Annotated in this window: 25 protein-coding genes; 14 read left to right on the plus strand and 11 right to left on the minus strand. The window is 35.1% G+C overall.

Annotation, left to right across the window (positions count from 1 at the left end):
* Positions 1–508, plus strand: a 508-nt coding sequence (locus tag WQ54_RS19530; protein ID WP_046586527.1) for a transposase, incomplete at its 5' end; no start/stop codon positions are given.
* A gap of 78 nt (positions 509–586) precedes the next feature.
* Here WQ54_RS19530 and WQ54_RS19535 read toward each other — a convergent pair.
* Complete coding sequence (locus WQ54_RS19535) at positions 587–1,960, minus strand: MATE family efflux transporter (protein WP_046586528.1); 1,374 nt, start codon at positions 1,958–1,960, stop codon at positions 587–589.
* Positions 1,961–2,273: 313 nt separating this feature from the next.
* Between WQ54_RS19535 and cdaS the strand changes: the two genes are divergently transcribed.
* From cdaS to odhB, 6 genes are all read left to right on the plus strand, one after another.
* Positions 2,274–2,921: a sporulation-specific diadenylate cyclase CdaS gene (cdaS, locus tag WQ54_RS19540; protein ID WP_231597586.1), complete on the plus strand. Its 648-nt coding sequence runs from the start codon at positions 2,274–2,276 to the stop codon at positions 2,919–2,921.
* Between the two features lie 480 nt (positions 2,922–3,401).
* Positions 3,402–4,457 carry a LysM peptidoglycan-binding domain-containing protein gene (locus tag WQ54_RS19545; protein ID WP_046586534.1) on the plus strand — a complete coding sequence of 352 codons (1,056 nt, stop codon included), beginning with the start codon at positions 3,402–3,404 and terminating at the stop codon, positions 4,455–4,457.
* 179 nt (positions 4,458–4,636) lie between these two features.
* Complete coding sequence (locus WQ54_RS19550; RefSeq protein WP_046586536.1) at positions 4,637–5,524, plus strand: AAA family ATPase; 888 nt, start codon at positions 4,637–4,639, stop codon at positions 5,522–5,524.
* A 13-nt stretch (positions 5,525–5,537) separates the two neighbouring features.
* Entirely contained in the window at positions 5,538–7,457 is a 1,920-nt protein-coding gene (locus WQ54_RS19555) for a nitric oxide reductase activation protein NorD (RefSeq protein WP_046586537.1), read from the plus strand.
* Between the two features lie 571 nt (positions 7,458–8,028).
* On the plus strand, positions 8,029–10,893 hold the full coding sequence (gene sucA, locus WQ54_RS19560; protein WP_046586544.1) for a 2-oxoglutarate dehydrogenase E1 component: 2,865 nt from the start codon (positions 8,029–8,031) through the stop codon (positions 10,891–10,893).
* 117 nt (positions 10,894–11,010) lie between these two features.
* A complete protein-coding gene (gene odhB, locus WQ54_RS19565) occupies positions 11,011–12,255 on the plus strand; it encodes a 2-oxoglutarate dehydrogenase complex dihydrolipoyllysine-residue succinyltransferase (RefSeq protein ID WP_046586547.1) in 1,245 nt (414 codons plus the stop codon).
* A 451-nt stretch (positions 12,256–12,706) separates the two neighbouring features.
* Here odhB and WQ54_RS19570 read toward each other — a convergent pair whose 3' ends face one another.
* Positions 12,707–13,624 (minus strand): superoxide dismutase, encoded by a 918-nt coding sequence (locus WQ54_RS19570; RefSeq protein ID WP_231597587.1) that lies wholly within the window; start codon positions 13,622–13,624, stop codon positions 12,707–12,709.
* A 280-nt stretch (positions 13,625–13,904) separates the two neighbouring features.
* Between WQ54_RS19570 and WQ54_RS34850 the strand changes: the two genes are divergently transcribed.
* Complete coding sequence (locus tag WQ54_RS34850; protein WP_084822193.1) at positions 13,905–14,276, plus strand: hypothetical protein; 372 nt, start codon at positions 13,905–13,907, stop codon at positions 14,274–14,276.
* A gap of 60 nt (positions 14,277–14,336) precedes the next feature.
* Here WQ54_RS34850 and shc read toward each other — a convergent pair whose 3' ends face one another.
* The gene (gene shc, locus WQ54_RS19575) at positions 14,337–16,223 is read right to left on the minus strand and encodes a squalene--hopene cyclase (RefSeq protein ID WP_046586549.1); all 1,887 of its coding nucleotides are present in this window, start codon (positions 16,221–16,223) and stop codon (positions 14,337–14,339) included.
* Between the two features lie 180 nt (positions 16,224–16,403).
* On the opposite strand from shc, the gene WQ54_RS19580 reads away from it, so the two are divergent.
* The 4 genes from WQ54_RS19580 to WQ54_RS19595 all read left to right on the plus strand — a co-directional run bounded on the left by WQ54_RS19580 (position 16,404) and on the right by WQ54_RS19595 (position 19,638).
* Complete coding sequence (locus tag WQ54_RS19580; protein WP_046587274.1) at positions 16,404–16,604, plus strand: DUF6501 family protein; 201 nt, start codon at positions 16,404–16,406, stop codon at positions 16,602–16,604.
* A 135-nt stretch (positions 16,605–16,739) separates the two neighbouring features.
* The gene (locus WQ54_RS19585) at positions 16,740–17,270 is read left to right on the plus strand and encodes a helix-turn-helix domain-containing protein (RefSeq protein WP_046586551.1); all 531 of its coding nucleotides are present in this window, start codon (positions 16,740–16,742) and stop codon (positions 17,268–17,270) included.
* A 496-nt stretch (positions 17,271–17,766) separates the two neighbouring features.
* Positions 17,767–18,276: a GNAT family N-acetyltransferase gene (locus tag WQ54_RS19590; protein ID WP_046586555.1), complete on the plus strand. Its 510-nt coding sequence runs from the start codon at positions 17,767–17,769 to the stop codon at positions 18,274–18,276.
* A 174-nt stretch (positions 18,277–18,450) separates the two neighbouring features.
* Complete coding sequence (locus tag WQ54_RS19595) at positions 18,451–19,638, plus strand: DHH family phosphoesterase (RefSeq protein WP_046586559.1); 1,188 nt, start codon at positions 18,451–18,453, stop codon at positions 19,636–19,638.
* 168 nt (positions 19,639–19,806) lie between these two features.
* On the opposite strand, the gene WQ54_RS33800 is transcribed toward WQ54_RS19595, so the two are convergent.
* The 8 genes from WQ54_RS33800 to WQ54_RS19630 form a co-directional block, all read right to left on the minus strand.
* Entirely contained in the window at positions 19,807–19,953 is a 147-nt protein-coding gene (locus WQ54_RS33800) for a hypothetical protein (RefSeq protein WP_156178027.1), read from the minus strand.
* Between the two features lie 92 nt (positions 19,954–20,045).
* Positions 20,046–20,489, minus strand: coding sequence for a cupredoxin domain-containing protein (locus tag WQ54_RS19600; RefSeq protein ID WP_046586561.1), 444 nt, complete (start codon positions 20,487–20,489; stop codon positions 20,046–20,048).
* A gap of 321 nt (positions 20,490–20,810) precedes the next feature.
* On the minus strand, positions 20,811–21,470 hold the full coding sequence (locus WQ54_RS19605; RefSeq protein ID WP_046586562.1) for a hypothetical protein: 660 nt from the start codon (positions 21,468–21,470) through the stop codon (positions 20,811–20,813).
* 152 nt (positions 21,471–21,622) lie between these two features.
* Entirely contained in the window at positions 21,623–21,832 is a 210-nt protein-coding gene (locus tag WQ54_RS19610; protein WP_046586564.1) for a cold-inducible protein YdjO-related protein, read from the minus strand.
* Between the two features lie 138 nt (positions 21,833–21,970).
* Positions 21,971–22,150 carry an H-type small acid-soluble spore protein gene (locus WQ54_RS19615; protein WP_046586565.1) on the minus strand — a complete coding sequence of 60 codons (180 nt, stop codon included), beginning with the start codon at positions 22,148–22,150 and terminating at the stop codon, positions 21,971–21,973.
* 82 nt (positions 22,151–22,232) lie between these two features.
* On the minus strand, positions 22,233–23,417 hold the full coding sequence (locus tag WQ54_RS19620; RefSeq protein ID WP_046586567.1) for a DUF418 domain-containing protein: 1,185 nt from the start codon (positions 23,415–23,417) through the stop codon (positions 22,233–22,235).
* A gap of 154 nt (positions 23,418–23,571) precedes the next feature.
* On the minus strand, positions 23,572–23,766 hold the full coding sequence (locus tag WQ54_RS19625; RefSeq protein WP_046586569.1) for a hypothetical protein: 195 nt from the start codon (positions 23,764–23,766) through the stop codon (positions 23,572–23,574).
* A gap of 135 nt (positions 23,767–23,901) precedes the next feature.
* On the minus strand, positions 23,902–24,108 hold the full coding sequence (locus WQ54_RS19630; RefSeq protein WP_046586571.1) for an alpha/beta-type small acid-soluble spore protein: 207 nt from the start codon (positions 24,106–24,108) through the stop codon (positions 23,902–23,904).
* A gap of 252 nt (positions 24,109–24,360) precedes the next feature.
* Here WQ54_RS19630 and WQ54_RS19635 point away from each other — a divergent pair, with 252 nt between their 5' ends.
* Together WQ54_RS19635 and WQ54_RS19640 are read left to right on the plus strand one after the other, a co-directional pair.
* On the plus strand, positions 24,361–25,146 hold the full coding sequence (locus WQ54_RS19635; RefSeq protein WP_046586572.1) for an alpha/beta fold hydrolase: 786 nt from the start codon (positions 24,361–24,363) through the stop codon (positions 25,144–25,146).
* A 96-nt stretch (positions 25,147–25,242) separates the two neighbouring features.
* Positions 25,243–26,286, plus strand: coding sequence for an aldose epimerase family protein (locus tag WQ54_RS19640; protein ID WP_046586574.1), 1,044 nt, complete (start codon positions 25,243–25,245; stop codon positions 26,284–26,286).
* The last annotated feature ends 25 nt before the right edge of the window (positions 26,287–26,311 follow it).

Below are 26,311 nucleotides of genomic sequence, written 5' to 3' on the forward strand. Positions count from 1 at the left end.
GAAATATTTAATGGACAAAGAAATTAGACCTGTTATGCCTTACACAAGACCCCACACTAAAGATGAATTCATGAAAAAATATGAATATGTCTACGATGAATATTATGATTGTTATATTTGTCCGAAGGATCAAATACTTCCTTACCGTACAACGACCAGGGATGGTTACAGACAATACGCATCAAATCCAGCCATTTGTAAGGATTGCCCACTCCTTGATTCCTGTACACAAAGTAAGAACAAGAGGAAAATGATTCACCGACATATTTGGGAAGATAACATTGATGAAGTTAATCATTTACGGCATACAGAAATGAATAAAAGCATATACGCTAAACGAAAAGAGACAATAGAACGTGTCTTTGCAGATGCTAAAGAAAAGCATGGTATGCGATGGACCACTTTAAGAGGAATTAAAAAAGTGGCCATGCAGGCGATGCTAACTTTTGCTGCCATGAATCTCAAGAAAATGGCAAACTGGGCATGGAAGTATCCATGCCCAGCCTAAGAAAATAAAGAGAAAATGCAAACCCCATTTCAAATCAAGGATTTGAAATGGGGTTTGTCTACGGTCTGAAAGCTAATTCTAAATAGAATTAGCTTTTTTGTATAGCAAGATTTCATTTCGTTTCTGAATCATTCGGAGGCGTATTGAAAGACCAATTGCACCTGCTGCAAGCCCTGTAATTAAACCTATCCAGAAACCGAAAGCATCTAATTTAGTATAGCTAGCCAACAAATAACCTACTGGTAAGCCAATTACCCAATAGGAAATCAATGCCATAATAAACGTAACATTGACATCCTTATAACCTCGTAATGTTCCTTGAATGGGTGCAGCAATTGCATCTGATAGTTGGAAGAAAATCGCGTATAATAAAAATTCCTGAGTCAGCTTTAATACCACTGGATCTGATGTATAAATTGATGCTACTTCTGGTCGGAAAAAATAAATACATGCTGCAGATAAGGAAGATAGAAGGACAGCCATGGAGATTCCAATATAACTATATTGTTTTGCATCCTTTAACCGCTTTGCTCCAACCTCATGTCCGACAACAATTGTTAAAGCCATTGAGATACTTAAGGGAAGCATATAGAGAAATGAAGCAAAGTTCATTGCAGCCTGATGTGATGCAATGGTTACTGTATTATACTGGCTCATTAACAGGGTGACTGCTGCAAATATACTTGTCTCAAAAAAAATAGAGAGTCCAATTGGCACCCCAATCTTTAATAGTTCCCCCCATTTCTTTAATGAAGGTCTAAAAAAAGTCGTAAATACATTATAATCCCTAAAAGGCGGCTGCTTTATTATAATATATACAGCTATCGCTGTTATACACCAATATGTAATAGCAGATGCAACACCAGCGCCTATTCCTCCAAGCTTTGGAAAGCCAAAAGTTCCGAAGATTAACAAATAATTGAGTACAAAATTAATTGGCAATGATGTAAGAGTAATCAGCATGGAAACTCTTGTAAATCCAAGCGCATCAATAAAACATCTTAAAACTGAGTATAAAAATAATGGGACAATTCCGAAAGATAAGGCAACTAAAAAGCCGTATGCAATTTGCTTTACTTCGTACTCCAACTCCATATTGTTTAAAATCGGATCTAATGAAAAATATCCGATAGTACCGATCATAACTGAAAGGAGCACACTTAAATAAAGAGCTTGTATAACGATTTTAGGTACGTCGTGTTTCTTTTTCGCTCCTACTAATTGGGCAACAATAGGTGTAACGGAAAGTAAGATCCCGCTTAGTCCTGTATAAACTGGAACCCATAAACTTGAACCAATTGCTACTCCAGCTAAATCATGAGGATGAACCTTTCCGGACATTGTTGTATCAAAGAAAGTCATCGAATATAATCCCAATTGCGTAATAAGAATAGGGAATAATATACTCAAAAATTGAAGAATTTTCTCACGTTTTGTAAATGTTGTTTTCATCAATATATCCTCGTTTCCTCTTGTTGACTAGAGAATTATATCATGAAAAACAAAATGTAACTCGTGTAAAGTTAATTATCTTCTTTCCGAGATTCACCTTTAAACATTTGATAATAAAAAAAGCCTAGTGAAAGTACTCCAAGGATACTAAAGGTATATTGAAAAATTTTTTGTGTAATCATTGGCAAAACCTCCCATTACTAGTATGAGGTGAAAATGAAAAAAGATACGTAAAGATAAATGAATGATGAGTAAAAAATAATTCATATTATTATTAAAAATAATAAAACTAATACAAAGGAGGGTGGATCAGTTGGAAGAGAGCAATCCATTTACGGACATTAAAAACCATATTTCTTTTCACCTAGAGCAAATTATCGAGGAAGCAGAATTGATGAGATCTTCAATCGGTGAAAAGGATTATTGTTTACTATGCGAGCTTGCGCATATTAGAGACCGGTTTAATGAAATTCAGTCATCGGCATCATTTTTTTACTTAAAGGCATATATCTCCGACTACACAAAAAATTACATAGAAATTGCAAGAGCGATTCAAAATTTGTCGGACCGCCGACATGGAGCATTACTTGTTATTGAGCGTAATCAAGTAGTTGGCAGCCTTCTCCAGGGCGGTATCCAACTTAATGCAAATTTATCGAGCCGACTTATTGAAAGCATCTTTTTTCCGGGTAACCCGCTTCATGATGGAGCAGTACTAATCAAAGGGGATTATATTATTTCTGCTGCAAATGTTTTGCCTTTAACTGAGCAAAATTTTGGAAATAAAAAAGTAGGGACAAGACATCGTGCTGCAATCGGTCTTTCCGAAGTGACAGACGCCCTTGTATTAGTTGTATCAGAAGAAACAGGTAAAATGTCATTTGCATTAGATGGCACGCTATATCCAATAAGTTCAACTGATGCAGGACTTCAGAACGGAGATATACTAAATAAAAGGTAAAAGACAGGTGTTAGAGGATAGAAGTGATTGGATCTTTTAGAATGTGCTCTAAATAATAGGAAGATAAAAAAATCAGTAGGATAACCCATTCGCTATAGTAGGTTAGACAATGAGGTTGACTTTTAAGTCAGTCTCTTTTTCTTTTTTAAAAATAATTGGAGTGTAGGGAGAGAAGGCTGGAGATGCGTGCGAGTACTATGGTCAGGGGAGAGAAATGCAGGCGCCACAGTGCTGAGGAGGCTCACGGACCACCATCCAAAAAATAAACACCTTACGGAAATCAACAGAAATTTTTAACATAACCAAAAAAATATGTAGTTTCCTAGAAAAGAAATGATTGTCTATAACTGTAAGTTTATGTATGATATTATTGGAGAAATTTTTATCTAATTGTAATATATTTCTTGTCATTTTGTAGTTTTTCGTCTATTAATCCGATAAACTATTAATTTATACATACCTAGGAGGTTACTAGTTGAAATGAAGCAAAAACTGATTGGATTAACAGCAACTGCTGTAGTAAGTTCTTCATTATTTACATCAATTGCCGCTGCCGAGAGTATTAAAGTCAAAAGTGGGGATACACTCTGGGAACTTTCTCGAGATTATAACACTTCAGTTAAGACACTAATGGATTTGAATAGGTTAAGCTCAGATTTTTTGAGAGTTGGTCAAGTTATTGAGGTTCCAGGACCAAAGAAAACTTTATCTTCAAACTCAAGTTCTAGTAAAGGTACAACACAAACAAAACCAACAACTTCCACATCCGCTTATAAAGTGAAAGCTGGAGATTCGCTGTGGGTTATTGCTAGAAGGTATAATACATCTGTAAGTGAATTAAAAAAGCTAAATGGCTTAAAAGGTGACCTAATCTATGTCGGTCAAAGTTTAATCGTGAAAAAAACGGCTGGTCAAACGACAACAGGAAACAGTCAAACAAGTGAACAAGAAGAGCGACCAACAAACTCTGGATCGTCATCTTCCACATATACGGTTAAATCAGGTGATTCACTTTGGAAAATCGCCAATCAGTTTAACATAACAATTGCAGAACTAAAGGTTGCAAATAATCTAAAGTCTGATTTGCTTATGATTGGACAAGTCCTAAAGGTGAATGGTGAAGTCAGCAAACCTTCCGCAAATAATTCTGGTTCACAAGGGTCTCAGCAATCTACATCTGTTAGTAAGATTGATAAAATGATAAGTGAAGCAAAAGCATTAATGGGAACACCATATCGCTGGGGCGGAAATACGCCGTCAGGATTTGATTGCAGCGGATTCATTTATTATGTGCTAAATAAAGTTACATCTGTTTCCCGCTTAAGCACTGCGGGCTATTGGGATATGATGAAGTCGGTAAGTACGCCTTCTGTAGGTGATTTTGTCTATTTTACAACCTATAAAGCAGGTCCCTCACATATGGGAATTTATTTAGGAAATAATGAATTTATTCACGCTAGCAGTTCAGGAGTTACGATTTCCAATTTAAATAATTCATATTGGAAGCAGCGCTATTTGGGTGCAAAGCGTTTCTAAAATAATACAAATATGAGAAAAGAGCCTTTTTAGGCTCTTTTTTGTATTTTCTAAAATGTTAAACTCTGTTATTAACTGGAAAAACCCTTCTCTTTGTATACTTAGTAAGTTTCTAGTATACTCTTTTTTGGACTAAGTTTTTTAAAACGTAATAGATAAGTTAGAAAGAAGGATTATAGATGGATCAACTACTTACTCTTCAGTTACCTCAAGAAATAAAAACTGTGATACAAAATCGTTCATCCCTTTCTTATAATGAAGAAGAGCTATTATTAATTGGGAAGGGCGGCTTTACACCAGCAGATGAGTCGATTTTACTTGATGCCATGATTGCCCTGGCATTGGGGAAAAATGTGCTGTTAAAAGGGCCCACAGGATCTGGCAAGACAAAGCTTGCAGAAACCCTCTCTTTTCTGTTTCAACAACCAATGCACAGTATTAATTGTTCGATAGATATGGATGCAGAAGCGCTTTTAGGTTTTAAAACCATTGAAAATCATAATGGATCCACTTCAATTGAATTTATTTCAGGACCTGTTGTAAAGGCGATGAAAGACGGACACTTATTATATATTGATGAAATAAATATGGCAAAACCTGAAACTCTGCCTATCTTAAATGGGGTCCTTGATTATCGAAGAATGATTACAAATCCATTTACAGGAGAGGTAATCAAGGCAAATGAAAACTTCGGGGTAATAGCTGCAATTAATGAAGGATATGTGGGGACTGTCCCGCTAAATGAAGCACTAAAAAACCGTTTTGTTGTTATTGATGTCCCATATATTCAAGGTCAAGAATTAAAAAATGTTTTGCAAAGTCAATCTAAGCTTGCCGACGATGCATTATTAACGACTTTCACACGATTATCTGCAGATCTTCTTACACTTGTACAGAACGGACAAGTATCTGAAGAAGCAGCATCTATCCGTGCGTTAATTGATACTTGTGATTTAGCAAGATTTTTACCACCACTTCGCGCTATTGAAAGAGGAATTATTGATAAGCTGGAGGATGAAAGGGAAAAGGCTGCTATTCGCAATTTAGCGGAGACATTATTCGATTAGAGAGGTTTTTACATTGAGATTTATTAAGTTCAACGACCAACAAGTCGATTCCTTTCTATTTATGGAATTATCTGACCTTGCCAAAGCACTTACGAAACAAAATGAATTTGAGGTTGACTATAGTGTCCAATCTTATTTGGATCCTTTTGAAGAAAAAATCTATGTTAGCCACTTTTGGGACCATCGTGAAAAAAACGATATGATTCTGGCGATGAAAAGTGATATTTATCTAAGATGTATTGGAAACTTTTATTTTACAAATTATCGCGATATCGGATTATTTATTGAACAGGCGAAAAAATTCAAGCTGGAAAGCTTTGCAAAGCAATTATGTATACTTATGGAAGATTTACGTCTTGAGGAAATAAGTAAAAGAGAAAGACCAGGAACAAAAAGGGCTTTTGAGATAAGAAGGAAGTTATATCGGAAACATTTTAAAAGTCAGCTTACTATTCATCAAGAACGAAGTATTTTAACGGATGCTTTGTTTAATTCTTTATACTTAAAATTAACTGCTCGTTCTCCATTAGAAGAGCTGCCAAGACTATCAGAGAACTTGGATCGCGCATTTCCTTTTATTGAATCTAAACTCTATCAAGCCTACGACGTGAAATCAACGAAGGAAGTCATTCGGATTGTTCTTGACCTTATGGAGGTATTGGAAGAAATACTTGAAAAAGATATGTTAAATACCTATTTCTATTTAGCTGACTTGCCGTATGAATCGTTTGAAGCAAATAGTCTTTTCGATGAGCTAAAACGTAAATCAAAACTGAAAAATAAGGATAAGCTAGCTGATGCCAAAAAAGGTGATGAAGACGTTCATGGTGATAAATTACCAACCTGGCACAGTGAGACGAGCAAGCCGACAAAGAGCTTTTTGCAATTCGATTTAGAGCAGGGAACGAACACCACCATCAGTGGAGACGGCATAGTCCGAGAAGGAGACGATGGTGATCAGGCGCTTGCGATGGTGCAAGGTACTTCCAAACAAGCAAAAAAGAACGATTATTCTAAGCTTGAAGCAATGGAAAATATAAGTGAAGAACGTGCAATGACTGCTGATTATGCTTATGGAAAAGAAAATAAATTTGCCATACCAGTATTTATTGAAGCGAAATCACCACTTCCAAATGAAATCGAACAATATAAAAAAGATCGTTCAAACATTTTATTGTTTCAAAAAAAGCTTAAGCTAATGATCCAGAAAACATTAGAACATAAACGGACACTGCCTAGAACCGATCTTCATATCGGAAGGTTAAATAAAAAGTTATTGCGAATTTTAACAGATGATAACCCAAAGCTATTCTATAAAAAACAAGAAAAGTCACCTCAAATTGATGCTGTATTTACGCTCTTAGTAGATTGTTCAGCATCAATGTTTGATAAAATGGAACAAACTAAACTGGGAATCACATTATTTCACGAAACGTTAAAGTCTGTAAGAGTGTCACACCAAATTGTTGGATTTTGGGAAGATACAAATGAAGCATCCAAAACAAGACAACCTAATCATTTTAATACCGTTATTTCTTTCAAAGATTCTCTGGATCCTCAGGCTGGTCCTGAGATCATGCAGCTGTCTCCAGAAGAGGATAATCGTGATGGCTATGCAATTAGACACATGTCAAAACAATTATTGACGCGAAACGAAAAACAGAAATTTCTCCTTGTTTTTTCAGATGGTGAACCCGCGGCAATGGGATATGAAAGAAATGGTATCATCGATACACATGAAGCTGTTTTAGAAGCAAGAAAAATGGGTATAGAAGTAATGAACGTATTTTTATCACGTGGTGAAATTGAAGAAACCACCAAAAACACCATTCAGAACATCTATGGAAAGTATAGTATCTTTGTAGATAAACTAGATGAGCTTCCAGAGCAGCTGTTCCCATTATTAAAAAGACTACTTTTAAAAACGATTTAATGTTTAGGCCTCTAGCTCTCTGACTGAGATACTAGTGGCTCTTTTTTATGTAGAAAGCTTTATCCTTTTTGCTTGTAAAGTAATAAGCTATAGTAAAGGGTATTGTTGATTTTATAAGATGCTTGAGATTCCTGAGGGAACAAAGGTAGAGAATTTGCTTGGCAAGGCAGCTGCTAAACCACACACTTAAAGTTGGCGAATAAGCAAAATTCAGGAGACACGTTTAATAAATCAAAAAAATACTTTAAAAAAATAAAAATTGATCTTTTTTCCAGTTAATATGTTGTATGATAGAAGTAAGGAAACACAAGTAATTAGTATGATTATTCAAACAATTCAAACAAATAAACAAATTGGTGAAAAAAGCGGTAAAAGATTGAATTTTTTTTAAAAATTTTACTGAACTATGCTTGGAATGTGGGGATAGCAGTGGTAAAATAGGGTTTGGAAGCGTTTAATTATCATACTACTATACTAATAGCATTGGTTAATATTGTAGGATAATAATTTTTTTCCTACGTATCAGAAAAGTTTTTCTGAAACACTTATGAATAGTTGGGGGTAATGTTAGATGTCAGAAGAAGGTTCACTGAAGAGAAAATTCCCTTGGGAAGATTTCCATGGTCCAAACCTCGGCTATGTCATGGAGCAATACGATCAATATAAAATTGATCCAAACTCTATTGATATAGAATTAAAGGAAATTTTTGATACCTGGGGCTCTCCTTCTATAGAGACTAATCAAATGACAGTATCAGCCGATCATGACTATATTAGTGCTGATAAAATGATTAAAATTGCAGAAGCAGTCAATCTAGTGACAAATATTCGCAGACATGGACACTTAAATGCGTCTATTTATCCGTTCGAGGACTGCAGTGAAAAGAATGAATTTCTTCAACTAGAAGAATATGATTTGACTGAAGAGGACTTAAAAGACATTCCTGCTCATCTTTTATGTAAGGATGCCCCAGAGCATGTAACAAACGGGCTTGAAGCGTATCAATACTTAAAGGATGTTTATAAAAGAACAATTGCATTTGAATTTAGCCATGTCCATAATTACGAAGAAAAAACATGGCTTCTCAAAATGGTAGAGTCCGGTGCTATTTTTAAGGATTTAACAAATGAAAAACGCAGATCAATCTTAAAAAGATTAACAGAAGTTGAAGGCTTTGAACAATTCCTTCATCGCACGTTCGTAGGACAAAAACGTTTTTCTATTGAAGGCTTGGACATGCTTGTCCCTATTCTTGATGAATTGATCTCCAGTGCTGTTCAATCGGGTACGGATACGATCAATATAGGGATGGCGCATCGCGGCCGCTTGAACGTCTTGGCACATGTGCTTGGTAAACCTTACGAAATTATTTTCTCTGAATTCCAGCATGCTCCAAATAAGGAATTAGTGCCTTCTGAAGGCTCGATCGGTATCAACTACGGCTGGAGCGGTGATGTTAAATATCATTTAGGCGCAAATAAACAAATCAAAGATGAAAATACTGTTCGTGCAAAAGTTACATTAGCAAACAACCCTAGCCATCTGGAATTCATTGATCCAATTGTAGAGGGCTATACACGCGCTGCTCAGGAAAAGCGTACTGAAAAGGGTTATCCTAAGCAAGATGAGAGTGCAGCCATGGCTATATTAATACATGGTGATGCAGCATTCCCTGGAGAAGGAATCGTTTCTGAAACGCTTAATCTGAATAAATTAACAGGTTATCAAACAGGTGGAACGATCCATATTATTGCTAATAATATGATTGGTTTTACTACGGAAAGCCGTGATTCCCGTTCGACAAAATATGCAAGTGATATAGCTAAAGGCTATGAAATTCCAATTGTTCACGTTAATGCAGATGATCCTGAAGCTTGTTTAGCTGCAGTGTATATAGCGATGGAATTCCGAAATAAATTTAAGAGTGATTTCTTAATTGATTTAATTGGCTACAGACGATTCGGTCATAATGAGATGGACGAACCTTCTATGACACAGCCAAAGCTGTACGAAAAAGTTCGCAAGCATCCAACAGTCCGTGCATTATACGGGGAAAAGCTAGTAAATGAAGGCGTTTTAAAGTCAGAAGACCTTCAAAACATAAATGAAGAAGTTCAATCAACACTTGAAAAAGCGCATCAAAAAGTACCGGATAACCGAGTTGCTCAAGTACATGAAATTAAACTTCCTGAATTTGTTAACAGCGGACTGCCTAAGCTAAAAACCTCTGTTGATAAAGAGAGATTGCTTCAATTAAACGAAGAGCTGGTTAAATGGCCGGAGAACTTTAAAGTATTTCCTAAGCTGAAAAAGATTTTAGAAAAAAGAGGGAAGGCACTTTCTGAGCATGGCAAGGTAGATTGGTCTTTAGGTGAAACACTGGCATTTGCATCCATTTTAGAAGATGGTACACCTATAAGGTTAACTGGACAGGATTCACAGCGCGGTACATTTGCCCATAGACATATTGTTCTCCATGATATTGAAAACGGAGAAAATTATTCACCGCTTCACAAGTTGTCAAATGCCAAAGCATCATTTGCTGTTCATAATAGTCCATTATCTGAAGGGTCTGTCCTTGGATTTGAATATGGATATAATGTGTTCGCTCCTGAAACATTGGTTTTATGGGAAGCACAATTTGGTGATTTTGCAAATGCAGCTCAAGTATTCTTTGATCAGTTCATTGCTGCAGGGCGTGCGAAGTGGGGACAAAAATCCGGGTTAGTTATGCTTTTACCTCATGGATTTGAGGGGCAAGGACCTGAGCATTCAAGTGCTCGTTTAGAGCGTTATCTGCAGCTTGCAGCTGAGGATAGCTGGCAGGTTGCCAATTTGACTTCGGCAGCTCAATATTTTCATATTTTACGCCGCCAAGCAGACTTGCTGAAACGTGAGGAAGTTCGACCATTAGTCATTATGACACCAAAGAGCTTATTACGTAATCTTCATTCTGTTTCAGATATTACTGAATTAAGTAAAGGTGAATTCAAGCCGGTCATTGAACAGTCAGGATTAGGAAATGCTCCTGAAAAAGTGAAACGACTTGTATTATGCAGCGGTAAGGTTTCAATTGACTTACTTGATAAATTAAATACTCTTGAAGGTGATACAGATTGGGTACACATCCTAAGAGTAGAAGAACTTTATCCATTCCCTAAACAAATTATTACTTCTATCATTGATCGATTGACATCACTTGAGGAAATTGTTTGGGTACAAGAAGAACCTCAAAATATGGGAGCTTGGTTGTATATTGATCCTAGATTGCGTGAAATTGCTCCTCAGGGCGTGCCAGTAAGATATATTGGAAGAAGAAGAAGACAAAGTCCTGCTGAAGGAGATCCTAATATTCATAAAAAGGATCAAGAGCGAATTGTAACAGAAGCATTAACTCAAACTGTACTAGATAAATCATTTGTAAATTCTAAATAATATTGCATACTTGCCTAATTTACTATAGATGGGGCTGACTCAAAACCAAAGGGTTAGACCTTTATGAGAGCCTCATTTCTTAAAAAACTCGCAGCAAGTGCTCAAGGGGGAACCGACATGGCTGAGATTAAAGTACCAGAACTAGCAGAATCTATTACTGAAGGAACAATTGCTCAATGGCTAAAGCAACCCGGTGATTTAGTTGAAAAAGGTGAATATCTGTTAGAGGTAGAAACCGATAAAGTAAATGTTGAACTTACAGCTGAATTTTCTGGGGTTTTAAAGGAAACCCACAAAGATTCCGGAGACACTGTACAGGTTGGAGAAACAATTGGAATTATTGATGAGGGTGGAAATGCATCAGCATCTGCACCAGAGCAACCAAAGGCTGAAACTGTAGAGCCAGCTGCTCCGCAAAATGAAGGAACAGATAAAGAAGAAGATAAAAAGCAACGCACAATCGCTTCACCTGCAGCTAGAAAGCTTGCTCGTGAACGTGGTATAGACTTGCAGCAGGTACAAGCGGTAGATCCACTAGGCCGTGTTCGCAAGCAAGACGTGGCGGCACATTCAGATCAAGGGTCTGCAAAACAAGCTCAACCAGAACCAGTGAAACAAGCTCCTAAAACATCGGCTTCTGTCCAACAAGATCAACCAGGCAAGCCAGTTGAACGGGTAAAAATGTCAAGACGCAGACAAACAATAGCAAATCGTTTAGTTGAGGTTCAACAAACAGCTGCAATGTTAACAACATTTAATGAGGTTGATATGACAGCAGTTATGGAGGTCCGTAAACGCCGTAAAGATAAGTTCTTTGAACAGCATGATGTTCGTTTAGGATTTATGTCATTCTTTACAAAAGCAGTTGTTGCAGCATTAAAGCAATTCCCGCTATTAAATGCAGAGATTCAAGGCAATGAGTTGTTAATTAAAAAATATTATGATATCGGTATTGCTGTTTCAGCTCCAGAGGGTTTAGTAGTACCAGTTGTTCGTGATGCTGACCGTTTGAACTTTGCTGGTATCGAAGGCGAGATTTTAAACCTGGCTAAAAAAGCTCGTGATAATAAATTGAGTTTAGGAGATTTACAAGGCGGAACATTTACAATTACAAATGGCGGTGTTTTCGGTTCATTGTTATCAACACCAATCTTAAATGGGCCACAAGTTGGTATTCTCGGAATGCACAAAATCCAACTTCGTCCAGTTGCTATTGACGAAGAGAGAATGGAAAACCGTCCGATGATGTACATTGCATTATCTTATGACCACCGCATTGTTGATGGAAAAGAAGCAGTAAGTTTCCTTGCAACAGTGAAAGAACTTCTTGAAGATCCAGAATCTTTATTATTAGAAGGATAATAAATTAAGAAGAGGCTGTCTAGAGTGGCAGCCTCTTTAGTGTCTTATAAATTAAGTTAGATAAGACAAATAATTAATTCTATTAGTATGTGGATTGGTACAGTGTTTGAATGGGGAAATCTCGGAGAAGCCTATGATCCTTATCCTTTGCATCTTCATCGTGCTAATTCATTTTATAATATTTGACAAATTGATCTTTGATGCAGCTGCCTTTTTGTAAGTAATAATTTAATACAATTAGGGGCTTATTAAAGGTATTTTTCATCTGCTATATACTGATAAAATAAGTTTCATCAATTTTGATTGTTTTAGAATTTTTAGATGCTTATGGCAACATATAAGAACAAAACCAACCGCCCCTTGATCAGCCTAGGGTAAAAAGGACGCTCAAGAATATCCTACAACCAAAAAAGGCGAACGACTGCTAAGGTCAGTTATCCGCGTTTTTGAATTAATAAGGTTTCCACTTTAATTGTTGTGCTTCATGGAAACGTCTTTCAACTTCTCGCCAATTTACAACATTCCACCAATTTTTGACATATTCTTTGCGGTTGTTTTTATATTGGAGATAATAGGCATGCTCCCATACATCAAGAACAAGAATCGGAACAACATCCCATTGGCTTAAGTTTTGATGTTTTTCAGCTTGAAGAATTTCTAGACGTCTTGAACGTGGTGACCAAACTAAGATTGCCCACCCAACCCCTTCGACATTATTTGCTGCTTCTGAGAAGTGGGATTTGAAATTTTGGAAATTTCCAAAGCTTTGATTGATTTCTCTGATTAACATTCCAGAAGGTTGACCACCGCCATTAGGACTCATGATACTCCAAAAAATCGTATGAAGATAATGTCCCGCTCCATGAAACGCTGCTTCTCTTTCCCAATGTTTTATTAGATCAAAGTTATTAGTCATCCGTGCTTTTTGCATTTCCTTTTCCGCTTTATTCAATCCATCTACATAACTTTTATGATGCTTGTCATGATGTAATCGCATAATCTCCTGGTGGATGTAAGGTTCTAATGCATCATATGCATATGGCAACGGAGGGAGCATATGCATACCGATTGGTACAGTTCCTGAATTCATTTGAATCCTCAATTCTTCATCCTCATTCTCATCACGATGATTACCCTGATCAAAATATTCTTCCAGTTCTAAGTATAGCTCATTTGCCTGCTCAAAAAGATCTGCTTCCTCAAGATCTTCCCCGTTTATAAGCTCCTCCTGGAATTGGATTACTTTCGATTTCCATTCAATTAATGTATTTGAATCAATATGCTCCCTTAGTTCGTTAAGTGAACCGCTGTAACTTTCTAAAACCTCTGCACACCACTGTTTCATTAAAGTAATGTATTCTTTAGACAATCAAAACCCTCCTTGCAATCATTCGTAGTCAATATATGCACTAAATGGGAAGATTGATTCTTTTTTAGAATGGTTAACTCAGGTTAAAGGAGAGTAAAGAGTTGCTTTCAGAAATACTTAATATAATGGACGACATAGTAATAAATTTTGACATCTCTTAGATCAATTTAAAGAGTGACACAATTAAGAGTAAATGAATGTACAAGAATTCAAATATGTAGATCAGTTAAAAGGCAGATTATTTTGGAGCCTCATTACTTTAAACATATAGAACAATTTAATTAAAGCATTTTCTAAATCGAGGTCTATAGAATTAAGTTTAAAATGGAGTAGGGAGAACCCTGCAAAAGGACAATGCGGAGTAACCGCATTAGTAATAAATAATATAGAAGGAAGGGAAATAAGGAAAACAAAACTGCCTGACGGTTGGCATTATTATAATTTTATTCAAGGTAAGAGATTTGATTTTACCGTTTCTCAATTTAAAAAAGAAATTGTGTACATGGATATTCCATCAAATAGAAAGGAAGCATTTACGGATACCAATGAAAAACAATATAACGTTTTAAAGCAACGTGTTTTAGACAATTTTAACTATCTTTGCTTAATAAGAATTGGGAAACCCTTCGCGGAGATTTCCCTTTATCAATAGTTATAATTAGAAGTACCACAATTTTTAATAGGTAAATTTAAAATGAAGCAAACAAGTACTTTATATTTTGTTTGTGTAGTGTGCTAAAGTTAATAATGGGAATATATAATTATAGCTATGATAATTAATGTATAATTGACCAGGCAGACCTATACCAGTTGGATATGTTAGTGACTCTTTACTTTTTGTATCCTGTATTAAATACGTAAGCCCTTTTTTAACAGACGGGTGTTTACGGCAACCAGCTTGAATAAGTGTATCCAATGCCCATGAAGTTTGTGAAGGAGTACTTATTTGTAGAGGTACAAATTGCCTTAGTACACAGCTTGAACAGGACTCACCCCATCCGCCATCTTGATGCTGAATTGATTCCAGCCATTTTATTGCTTTTTTTATTGCTGGATGGGCAGGGGAAATGCCAACAGCTACAAGACCAGTTACTGCTGCCCATGTTCCATAAATATAGCACACCCCCCAACGGCCATACCATGAGCCATTTGATTCTTGGTTCTTTAATAACCAGGAAACACCTGCATTTATACTAGGATGATGATAGGTTAATCCTGCGAAATTTCCAAAAAACTCCAATGCCCTGCCTGTTAAATCAGCAGTTGATGGATCAATAGCTGCATCTTGAGCATTATCAAGTGGTAAGTATGTTAATAATTCGAAATCAGTATTTTTTTCGAAAGCAGCCCAACCGCCGTCCTCATTTTGCATAGATAGCAAATAGGTCACACCTTTATACCAAGCTGCTTGATATTGTTGTGAGGAAAGGGCACGATGAGAGATCGCTCTTAATGCTGCTGATGTATCATCGTTATCAGGATTGATTGTATTATTTCGGGAAAATCCCCACCCACCTGGATCAATAAAGCGATTATGAAGCACCCAATCCCCCTTTTTAACATGTTGTTTAGAGAGAAGAAACTTCAAAGCTTTTTTTATAACGTTTGAGTCAATGCCGACATTTGCTTCTTGGATCACGTAGCTAATTAATGTTGTATCCCAAATTGTGGAAGTTGAATTTTCTAAATGAATTCCATCACATTTGTCACTGACCAATCCTTTAAGACCGTTAACAGCTTTTTGAATAGGCAGGGAATTCTTTTTATATCCTAATGCAAGCAGGCTATATATCATAAAGAAAGTAGCACTTGCGTAGCTAAGTAAGGTCCCGTCATCTTCTATTCTTTTGAGCAAATACCTTTCTGCCTTCTCATATCCTAATCGATGAAGATAGCTAGGAGCATTTAATAACTTCTTCATTTCTTGTGTAAGGTAATTTATCGATCGAGTAGATGAAGTTAAATCCCATTCATCGAATTGAGTAGAAGAAGTGCGAAAAAATAGATGATCAACATTTGGAGTGAATGGCGATTTGATCATAAATTTTTTATTTGCTGCTACCATCATTGGAACGAAATGAATTCGTGCGTAGGTACTTAATTGAAAAAAATTTATTGGAAACGACGAGGGAATGAGAAGAAAGGTCATCGGTATATAAAAGAGCTTTGGCCATCGATATAAGCCATTTACGGCAAGCATCCATTTTGTCATAAAATGAGACTTTGATAATCCCCCTTTCTTCCGGATAAACATCTCTGCCTTCTTTAAGGAAGGGTGATCGCGTTTAAAGTGGCCAGAATATAGGAGGGCTATATAAGCTTGAACAGTTGCTGAAAGGTTTCCATCCCGTTCATCGGGATATGCTTTCCATAGTCCGTTATGAGATTGCTTGTCAATAATTCGCCTTGTTAATTTTTTTATAAGATGTTCTTCGCCCTCAATGTATAAAGAACGCAGAAGGATGATCATAAAAGCATCGGTCATGAGTCCTCCTTCAAAGCAAAATGACCAAGAACCATCCTTTTGCTGAAACTTGGTTAATTCATCAATTCTTGTTTTCATCTCATCAATTATCATCACATCTGTGATCATAAACATATCACCTCACCTATATGAATATTCAAATAGAAATAAGGATATGTTTCTTCTTAACTTCTATCATGAATCGTATAAATTTTAAATTTTTTAAATAAGCAAAAACGGGCAATAAAAGGATAATTGGCATTTTGCTTAAAACAATAGTAAAATATGAAGAAAGAAGAAGGGATTGAAAATAATATGATACATAAAACATGGCAAAAAAAAACTCCTCTTAAAAAAGTTACTTGTGTTCATACAAATGCTGCTAAGTATATGGTAAATCGTGCATTAACGGCAGGTAAACAGTATGATGTACAAAATGAAACAGAAGAATTTTACTTTGTCATTGATAATACAGGTAAAGTTGGCGGTTATTATAAAGATTATTTTGAAGAATAATCTTTTGATAGGATGAAAAGGATGAATAATAATCATCCTTTTTTGCTTGAAAAAGAAAGGCACTTATTTTTTGTGATTTTATTATCAAAAGTGAAAATAATATCATTATGAAATTTGTTACAAAGGAGTTTGAATATGTATTCAAAGGCAAAGTTAATCCTTCATCCAGTAAGAATGAAAATAGTTCAAACCTTAATAGGTGGCAGGGAATTAAATGTACAACAAATTGCGCAAAAATTAACGGATGTTCCACAGGCGACTCTTTATCGCCATTTAAATAAATTAGTAGAAGCTGAAGTGATTCAGGTTGTTAAAGAAAATCAAATTCGCGGGACCGTAGAAAAAATCTATTCGCTAGGTGAGAGTGATTTAAGCGGCCAAGAGGAGTTGGAAGATGTAACTGGCGAAGAACATTTAACCTTGTTTCTTACTTTTATGACCCATTTACTTGGTAAATACGAGAGTTATTTAAACCAAGGAGAAATTGATTTATATAAGGATGGCGTTGGTTTTCAAGAAGCGCTTGTTTATTTATCTGATGAAGAGTTTCAGGAATTCCTCAAGGAGCTGTCAGCACTAATGAAAAATGTCATTGAGAACGAACCAGCAGAAAATAGGAAAGTGAGACATATTGCAAGTATATTCATTCCTGAGCCAATGAAATAGGGTTTAAGCTGGCGATTTTAATTAATTATAGTGTTTTTTTAGGTTCTTAACAAAATAATGGTTGTTTTTTAATAGGTTCTTTAAACAAAAACTGTTTAGGGTGATTGGACTGTATATGCGAGTCTCCTGATTCGAAATGCGGAAGTGCCTGTTCACCCCCTCTAAGTTCTAGCTACTGGAGAAAGACAAGGGAGTATCGTGACAGGTGAAACTTATGCAGACACTATGCGCTGAGAAGGCTCACCTCCCGCTCCGCGGAAGGCGATCATACTGGAGCTGCAATCAATCAACACCAAGGCTTATGCTTATTACATAACTGCAAAGTTTGCGATAACTGTCTTTTTTTAAAAAGTAAATGAAGATCATCTTGTATTTCTCTAAGTTTTTTAGTATAACCAATACATAATCATTTAAAATGTTTGTAGAAAACTAGATACCATGCACGTTCAAATAGAATGATTTTGCAGGTTTTTAAATCAAGAAGGGAAAGACATATATGAGTGAGACAAATGTACAAATTAGGGATGCACAGCTTGAAGATCTATCGAAAATTGTTGAGATATACAACTCATCTATACCGGGACAACTTGCAACAGCTGATCTGGAAGAAGTTTCTGTAGAAAGCAGATTAGCTTGGTTTCATGACCATAATTCCCAACATCGTCCTTTATGGGTTTTAGAGGAAGACGAGAAAATAGTTGGCTGGTTAAGCTTTCAATCCTTTTACGGAAGACCTGCTTACAATGCAACAGCAGAGGTTAGTATTTATTTAGATCCATCGGCTCATGGAAAAGGATATGCACGTGTATTAATGGATAAGGCAATTTCAGAATGTCCTACATTAGAAATTAAAACTTTGCTTGCTTTTGTTTTTGGTCATAATAATCCAAGTATCAGACTGTTTCAAAAGTACAATTTTGAAAAATGGGCCCATCTGCCGAAAATAGCTGACATGGCAGGGGTGGAAAGAGATTTAATAATCCTTGGGAAACGAATCGTTCAATAAGAACAAAAAGGATACAGGCTTTTTGCTTTGTATCTTTTTTTTATTTCAAACGCAGCATGCAGTAAAATGTCATCTAATGTTACTTTAATGAATAGTTTTCTTTGTTTAAAACAAATACTTAATAAAGGCTTTAAAGTAAGGCATTTAATAAAAGTTAATTTAGAAGGTGAGATTATGCAAAATCTATTGTTAACTCATAATGATTTAGATGGAGTAAGCTGCGGGATCCTGGCAAAGTATGCATTAGCAGAAAAGATAGAGGTGTATTATCATTCTGTAAACAGTTTAAATTATCATGTGGAGAAATTTCTTAATGAAGCTGAAGGAAAGAAAACAACATCAAATCTTTACATAACAGACCTTTCGGTTAATAACGAAAATGAAATAAGATTAAATGATTTTGCAATAAAGGGAGGAAAAATACAATTAATTGATCATCACAAATCTGCCCTTCATATAAATAAATATAACTGGTCACATATACAGGTAGAAGAGACAGAAGGAAAATTAGCTTCTGCTACTTCATTATTTTATCAATTTTTAATAGAAGAAAAGATGATAAAGGCAAAACCTTCATTAAATGAATACGTCGAATTAGTCCGTCAATACGATACATGGGAATGGGAGAAACATGGAAATATCAACGCAAAAAGATTAAATGATCTTTTATATATGCAATCCATTGAAGAATTTGAAGGGAAGATGCTTGAAAGGCTTTCGCAAAATGCTCATTTTTCATTTGATGAATTTGAAGAAAAAGTATTAGACATAGAAGAGAAAAAAACAGATCGTTATATTCGTCGAAAAACAAAGGAATTGGTTCAAGCAAATATAGGAAAGCTTTGCGTTGGGATCGTCCATGCTGAGTCCTATCATTCAGAATTAGGGAATGCATTAGGAAAAGAATTTCCTCATTTGGATTGTATAGTGATTTTAAACATGGGGAGTAAAAAAATCGGTTTTCGTACGATTCATGATCATGTAGATGTATCAAAACTTGCCTCAACCTATGGCGGGGGAGGTCATGCGAAAGCAGCTGGATGTTCAATCACAAAAGAAGCTTACAATGATTTTATTGAAAAACCATTCACCATTAAACCGTTATTAGAGGATGCACGGCATAACCAATATAATAAAAAGGAACGTTGTGCACATTTCGAAAATAGACAAGAAGAACAGTTTCTCATTTATCAAAAGGCAAAAGGTAAATGGGTAATTGAAAAAAATCATGTTCTCCTATCAGAAAAATACCTAACCTTTGAATTGGCAGAACGATTTTTAAAAAGATCCTATTCAGCAGGACTTACGAAGGATGAGAAACTAATAAGTTATTTAATCGAGTCGTATAACCGCATAAAATAATGGGGCAGGGGGTTGTCTTATAAAGGGTCATGCTTCACCAACAAATACGAATGACAGACCTTTCAAAATTATTATGTAGTGTTTGTGAGCAGACCCTTTCATCTTAAGTTACCTTTGGTTACTTTTCAAACGGCTATGTTATTCAGAAGTTGATTTTATTTAGTAAAACTATGCTGGTTCCACTTGTGATAATTCTGTTCGGTGTACTAGAATTATGTCATTAATCTCTGATTCTAGCTTTCTTAATTCACAATAGCCACTGGAGTATGTGTAAAATACTTCGTATATTTCCTCATTATAGATAACAACTTCCACTAAAAAACCACCTTTATACTCCTAATTTTTTTATATGTTACCCTCATTTATAGAATGTAAACTAGTTTTTTAGTGCTATTTTTAATCAATGCTTAATCCACTACAATCGTAGCAATCATCGGTATGCCATGCCCAGCATGACTATGCGTATCACAAATTAGTCTATAAGTGCCCTCTTCTTTAAAATGTAGAGGAACAATCGTTTCTTCTCCTTTTTTAACAGTGCCTTTTATATCAGTTCCTTCAATGTAAAAAGGGTGTTCTTCACCATTTACACCAAAAATACTTAAAGATACATCTTTATCTTTTGGGATGACAATAGTACCTGGATCAAACCGGTAAGCTTCAATCTTCTTCCCATCAGCTGTTGTTGAGGTGAACTCTCCGGTTACCATGTTAATGACAAGATCACTGCTCTGTTCCTGACTATTTTGAAATGTTGGAATGGCATCATTTGTATAATAATATAATCCGCCAACTACAATAGCTGCAACAACTAGCAACAACCACTTTCTTTTAATGATGACAAACTTCATAACGTTCCCTCCTCGTGTAGCATTTCTACTTATCTATATGATATATAATAGTGGAACTTGTCTAAAAGTTTTAAATGTGAATGAATTATTGCTAATTAGTTATTTTTTCCTAAAATGAGGTAAGCAATTGTTAAACAAATGCTAAGTTTTTTATTTTAAAATTTAAATCTTTAGGGTTTCCTAATATCTGATATTATGTTATATTAGGAAAGCGATGAGCTGAATTGTGTAAGTCGAGAGACATGCCAACTGGCAAAATGCACGATGTGGCGTGCAGTCTTTCGCCTCAATACGCAAAAAGACGTCTTTTAGACGTCTTTTTTACTTATATTCATTATAATATTCCTGTTTTTTCCTAAAGCCGCTTAATAATAAATACAGCTGATAGCCTTTTCTAATGATTTCTAAGAACCAATATGGAATAGGAATGTTCATAATTTTGAATAAGGGAAGGTAAAGAAAGTAATAAAATCTTTTGAAATGCTTCCATTTTGGACAATTGTATGGTTTTAGAAAATCGGACACATCAACAATAAACCCTTTTCCATCCTTCATCATCACATTTTTTCCATGGATATCTGTAGGATTTAATCCAAGTTGTTTTGCATCTTCAATTGCTTTGTCGACATCTTCTATAACCGAGTGAGGAATATATACACCCTCAATTAACGCCTGATAGAGTGTTATGCCGTTTAATCTTTTCAGAACGAGATAACGGTCACCATATTCAAAAAGTTTTGAAAAAGCAGTAAGATTGCCTAGTTTTTTGTAGGCGAGTATTTCTTCCTTAATGCCATATCGATTTTCTGCATATACTTTTACAACTCTGCCATCAAGTGAAAAGTGGGTAAAAACAGCAGCAAAATTTCCCTTTCCAATTATCTTCCATCCATTTGGAATGTTTGTTACATAGACAGGATCGTAAGGATCTTTACTAATAATCTTAACATTTTTTATTAGTTCATTTTTTATCCAACTCATTTTTACACCTCTGCTAAATAAGCACTAAACTTTCGTGAAGTGCATCTCACAGTAACCTGAGGTAAAGTTTGTGCGCTTTATTGCAAAATAAAATCCCATGCATGCACATGGGATTTTATTAAAAAAAAACGAAAAACTCGTTATAAATCCAATTATTCCTTTTTTGCATTTACTGCTGAAAAGTTCTCTACAACTGGTAAAGTACGTTCATCTTCAACCATAGCATGTCCACAAAGCGGACAATCTGGGTTCTCGTTAGATTTGAAATTATCTCTCATCCAACCATTGCATTCTTCTGATCCACAATTCCATATCTTTAAGTTTACCTCTGGTGGCTTCTCGACTTGCTGTTGAAATCTCATTTAAACACATCCTTTAGTAAGGAGATTAACTACTACATACATTATACACATTTTTCCTCACAATATGTATAATACTTACTAAAATCCTTCCAAGTCTTGTTAAATGCTTACGACCAGTCAAAGGAATAAAATCTTCAATTATACTTCTTTTAATTCTGCAACAGGAACCTGAGTTCTTTCCTCAAGCGGGCCCCTTAAATGACAAGTAACCATTTCCTGATCTTCATGTAATTCATCAATCCAGACAGAGGTACCGTGGTACATGACTTTGATATCTGCTGGTGAAGAAAGGATTTGTTTCACTCGATTTATATCCAATTTTATTCCTCCTAATTTAATTGTTTATACTGTAAAAATCTTTATTTTATTTTTTGCCAGATAAATAATTTTTATCCTAATTTTATTCATTGATTAAACGATTGTTATCAGGCTTTCTTTTGAAAGGTACAAGTTTCCCATAAGTGAAGCAGCGCCATAGCCATTCAAATGGTCCATGATGAAAATAAATAAGCCAGTAATAGCTAAATAATAATTGACCTGAGAATAAGATGAAGCTAAAAAGGGTTCCTTGAAGTAATCCAATCTCACCATATAAATGAAAAAATCGATAAAAACTAATACATATAATCGATTGCAAAAGATAATTGGTTAACGCCATTTTTCCAATAAAACGAAAGAGAAATAAAGCTCTCGTTTTTTTTGTAAGAAAATAAAACGAGCTCATATATAAAATGCTCATGATAATTCCGCTAATACTTGTTAGAAATTGGCTCAGCCCTTCCGCTGATAAACCTAAGGAAAAAGTGGAAGTTAAGATGATCCCGTTCACCACAAGGAAAGGGATGCTGAAAATAAAACTCCATGTCCATATTCTTTTTATTTGAAAATCGTTATTTTCGTTATGTACATATAATTGCTTCTTTCCTGTATAAAGACCCAGCAAAAACATCCCTAAAACCGGGATCATAGCAAAAGGAATTTGTAAAAGAATGGGAAGGATCTCAATCTTCAAACGATATAAAAGCCATTCAGGATAACTGGCTTCCATATAGACGGATGTATATTCTAAAACAATGTTTTCAAATAAATGTTTATTAAACTGAGCTTCATTCGGAATATAAAAAATGCTTGCACCAAGCAAAACATGATAAAGAACGATGAAAAAAAAAGCCCAATAAATAATAGAACGATTTGAAAGTTTATGAAAAAATATCAGAAAAAGCCCAGTTAGTGCATAGAGATGCAAGATATCGCCGTACCATATAAAAACTAAGTGAAAAAGACCGAACATGAGAAGAATAAGTAATCTCCGAATAAAAAGGTTTATGCCATTTGTCTTGTTGTAATAAAAATAAAAACCAACACCAAATAGAAAAGAAAAAATTGGATAAAATTTCATTTGGATAAAAAGTTGAAAAAATAGTGCTAGAATAAGTTCTAACCCATAATAGGTTTTAGTTTTACCATAATACATCTCAATAAATTCAGGTGAATAAAAGCTTTGCATGTTTACTAACAAAATACCAAATAGCGCAAACCCGCGAATGATATCTATCAATTGGATCCTGTTTTGATGATCATTCATTTCACTGCCCTCTTTTACTTTTAATGTCAACCTTTGTTCATTTTATCACAATCCCAGAAAGGAAAAATGTTCAAAGGCATAATCCTTCAGGGAAAATAAAAAAAGGAGCAAACTAAGGTTTTGGCCCTTATGAGAAAGCTCCCTCTTTTAGAAACTATTCTTTTTTATTCCTATTTTCGAACACATCTCGGCCAATCGCCCCGACAGACATATCTGTATTAGCCCTAGAATTGATACTGCTACTTATATCCGTATTTTTTTCATGTGCATTTTTTTGATCAGAACCAAGATACTCAGACTTATGCTTCGCTTCTGTTTTAATAAATTGGTTAAAGTTTTCATTCACCATGATAAGGATCATCTCCTAATAATAAAGTTTTTCCAACCTATCTTAACCGATTTTTAATTGTTTCATGAAACGTGGTTGAAATATGAAAAAGGTACCAATAAGGTACCTTTTAGCCAACTTATATGAAATGTGAAATTATTGTACTCTGCCACTCATTTGTTGCTGAGCAAAAGAAACTAAACGTTTTGTGATTTCACCACCAACAGATCCATTTGCACGAGATGTTGTTTCTGCACCAAGGTTTACTCCAAATTCTGAAGCAATTTCAAATTTCATTTGGTCGATCGCCTGAGCAGCACCAGGTACTAAAAGTTGGTTTGAGCTATTACCGTTGCTTGCCATATTGATCCATCTCCTTTATAAATGAGTAATTGGTGGGTTAAGTTGGATTTGCACCAAGCTTTTAACCTACTAGGCTAACCCGTTTTAAAATCTAGGTAATGATTTGTAAAGATTTGTTGATAATAATATTTCACCATCTGCTCGAAATATTCTATTTGCTGTTTAGTAAGTATTTCCAATAACTGCAAGAGAACTATCTTTATGAATTTGTGGAATAATACTAGCAATAACTTTTGAGTAGGAGTAGATCTTATGACGACGATAACATTAGAGAATAACAAAAAAATAACTTACGACGACCTTGGTGAAGGGACACCTATAATCTTTATTCATCCACCTGGAATGGGGAGGCATGTTTTTTATTATCAACGGAAGCTAAGTGAAAAGATGAGGGTGATTATCCCCGATTTAACAGGTCATGGAGATAGTTCTTCTGCAGATGTAAATGATATTTCTATCCAGTATTATAGTAAAGAAATCTTGGCTTTACTTGATGAATTAAAGATCAAGTCTGCCGTATTTTGCGGTTATTCCGCTGGAGGCGGTATTGCACAATTGATAAGCTCCCATAGCCAGGAGCGGGTGGAAGGACTAATTTTAATTGGGGGATATCCAGCTGTTTTAAATCCTTCGCTAAAAGCGGAACATAAACTAGGAATGTATATGGTTAAGCAACATAGAAATTTGTTAACCAAAATTATAGCTAACAGTCATACCAAAAATAAAAATCTAAAAGAGCTCTTGATTTCACATATGAACAAAGCACAACAAGATGTATGGTATAAATTTTACCAAGAGGTTCTTAATATGAATTTAACAAACGATATTGTAGGGATACGTGTTCCATTACTTTGGATGGATGGAACTAGATCTGATGCCATTAATTTATACCAAAAATTTTATAGAAATCGCTCAGTTAATGATCGTATAGTCCTGTTTAAACATGTAAATCATCAAATTCCAACTAAGAAATGGAAGTCGGTGAATGAAGAAATCGTTCAATATATATGTAAATTAGGAAAAAATTTAAACTTATAGCAGGAAAAAACAAATAAATAACTAATAGTATATAGATTGATGTTTTATTTAACGAATAAAGACATAATAAGGAATTAAGCTGAAGGAGAGAGAAGCATGAGGGTTGTAAAAGTACAATTTGGTGAATACAAAGGTGAAGAGGTTTATTCTTATTCACTTCAAAATAAAGACGGAATGAAGGTAACCTGTATTAATCTTGGCTGTATTATTACTGAAATCCTTACCCCAAATAAAGAGGGACAATTTGAAAATGTAGTTCTTGGATTTGATGATGTTGAGAATTATCTTGAAAATTCCCCTTATTTTGGTGCAGTAGTAGGCCGAGTTGCAGGAAGAATTAAAAACGGTAGCTTTGAATTAGACGGAGAAACCTATCAATTACCACAAAATGAAAACGCCAATCATTTACATGGAGGACTTGAGGGCTTTGACCGAAAACTTTGGGAAGCAGAGCCATTTGAAACAGACGGTGGGACAGGAATAGAATTTAATTATATTAGTAAAGATGGGGAAGAGGGATACCCAGGTACTTTAACTGTAAAAGTAACGTATTTATTAACAGATCAAAACGAATTGATTGTTACGTACGCTGCCACAACAGATAAGAAAACTTTAGTGAATTTAACGAACCATACATACTTTAATTTAAGTGGTAATATAAAAAATGATATTTTATCACATAAATTAAAGATAAATAGCAAAAAATTCCTAGAACTTAATGAGGATTTCATTCCAACTGGAACGTTTCTTGATGTTGAAAATACTCCATTTGATTTCCTAAAAGAAAAAGAACTGCGTGAAGCGATTTTAGCAGATCACAAGCAGGTTCAATTAGTTGGACAAGGAATTGATCATCCATTTTTATTAGATGATGATCAAAAGAAGGAAATCATTTTACTTGATGAGGAAAGTGGAAGAAAGCTAATTGTTGAAACAGAAGAACAAAGCGTTGTTGTTTACACATCAAATATGTTAGGTGACTTTAGAATAAGAGATGTGCAAGCAAGAAAGTATTTAGGAATTTGTTTAGAAACACAAGGGCTTCCAGACTCTATCCATCATCCACAGTTTTCTCCTTGTATTCTGGATGCTGGTGATGAATATAAAACAACGACAAAATTCATCTTTACAATTAACTAATAGATTTCAAGAGGATGTCTCATTC

The sequence above is a fragment of the Bacillus sp. SA1-12 genome (assembly GCF_000981385.1).
In the GTDB taxonomy this organism is placed as follows: domain Bacteria; phylum Bacillota; class Bacilli; order Bacillales; family Bacillaceae; genus Metabacillus.

What these genes read in the sequence shown, in the direction of transcription:
- WQ54_RS19535 (WP_046586528.1), bottom strand. Translation starts at nt 1,960, where the DNA reads ATGAAAACAACATTTACAAAACGTGAGAAAATTCTTCAATTTTTGAGT.
- WQ54_RS19545 (WP_046586534.1), top strand. Translation starts at nt 3,402, where the DNA reads ATGAAGCAAAAACTGATTGGATTAACAGCAACTGCTGTAGTAAGTTCT.
- WQ54_RS19550 (WP_046586536.1), top strand. Translation starts at nt 4,637, where the DNA reads ATGGATCAACTACTTACTCTTCAGTTACCTCAAGAAATAAAAACTGTG.
- sucA (WP_046586544.1), top strand. Translation starts at nt 8,029, where the DNA reads ATGTCAGAAGAAGGTTCACTGAAGAGAAAATTCCCTTGGGAAGATTTC.
- odhB (WP_046586547.1), top strand. Translation starts at nt 11,011, where the DNA reads ATGGCTGAGATTAAAGTACCAGAACTAGCAGAATCTATTACTGAAGGA.
- shc (WP_046586549.1), bottom strand. Translation starts at nt 16,223, where the DNA reads ATGTTTATGATCACAGATGTGATGATAATTGATGAGATGAAAACAAGA.
- WQ54_RS19580 (WP_046587274.1), top strand. Translation starts at nt 16,404, where the DNA reads ATGATACATAAAACATGGCAAAAAAAAACTCCTCTTAAAAAAGTTACT.
- WQ54_RS19585 (WP_046586551.1), top strand. Translation starts at nt 16,740, where the DNA reads ATGTATTCAAAGGCAAAGTTAATCCTTCATCCAGTAAGAATGAAAATA.
- WQ54_RS19590 (WP_046586555.1), top strand. Translation starts at nt 17,767, where the DNA reads ATGAGTGAGACAAATGTACAAATTAGGGATGCACAGCTTGAAGATCTA.
- WQ54_RS19595 (WP_046586559.1), top strand. Translation starts at nt 18,451, where the DNA reads ATGCAAAATCTATTGTTAACTCATAATGATTTAGATGGAGTAAGCTGC.
- WQ54_RS19600 (WP_046586561.1), bottom strand. Translation starts at nt 20,489, where the DNA reads ATGAAGTTTGTCATCATTAAAAGAAAGTGGTTGTTGCTAGTTGTTGCA.
- WQ54_RS19605 (WP_046586562.1), bottom strand. Translation starts at nt 21,470, where the DNA reads ATGAGTTGGATAAAAAATGAACTAATAAAAAATGTTAAGATTATTAGT.
- WQ54_RS19610 (WP_046586564.1), bottom strand. Translation starts at nt 21,832, where the DNA reads ATGAGATTTCAACAGCAAGTCGAGAAGCCACCAGAGGTAAACTTAAAG.
- WQ54_RS19620 (WP_046586567.1), bottom strand. Translation starts at nt 23,417, where the DNA reads ATGAATGATCATCAAAACAGGATCCAATTGATAGATATCATTCGCGGG.
- WQ54_RS19625 (WP_046586569.1), bottom strand. Translation starts at nt 23,766, where the DNA reads ATGGTGAATGAAAACTTTAACCAATTTATTAAAACAGAAGCGAAGCAT.
- WQ54_RS19630 (WP_046586571.1), bottom strand. Translation starts at nt 24,108, where the DNA reads ATGGCAAGCAACGGTAATAGCTCAAACCAACTTTTAGTACCTGGTGCT.
- WQ54_RS19635 (WP_046586572.1), top strand. Translation starts at nt 24,361, where the DNA reads ATGACGACGATAACATTAGAGAATAACAAAAAAATAACTTACGACGAC.
- WQ54_RS19640 (WP_046586574.1), top strand. Translation starts at nt 25,243, where the DNA reads ATGAGGGTTGTAAAAGTACAATTTGGTGAATACAAAGGTGAAGAGGTT.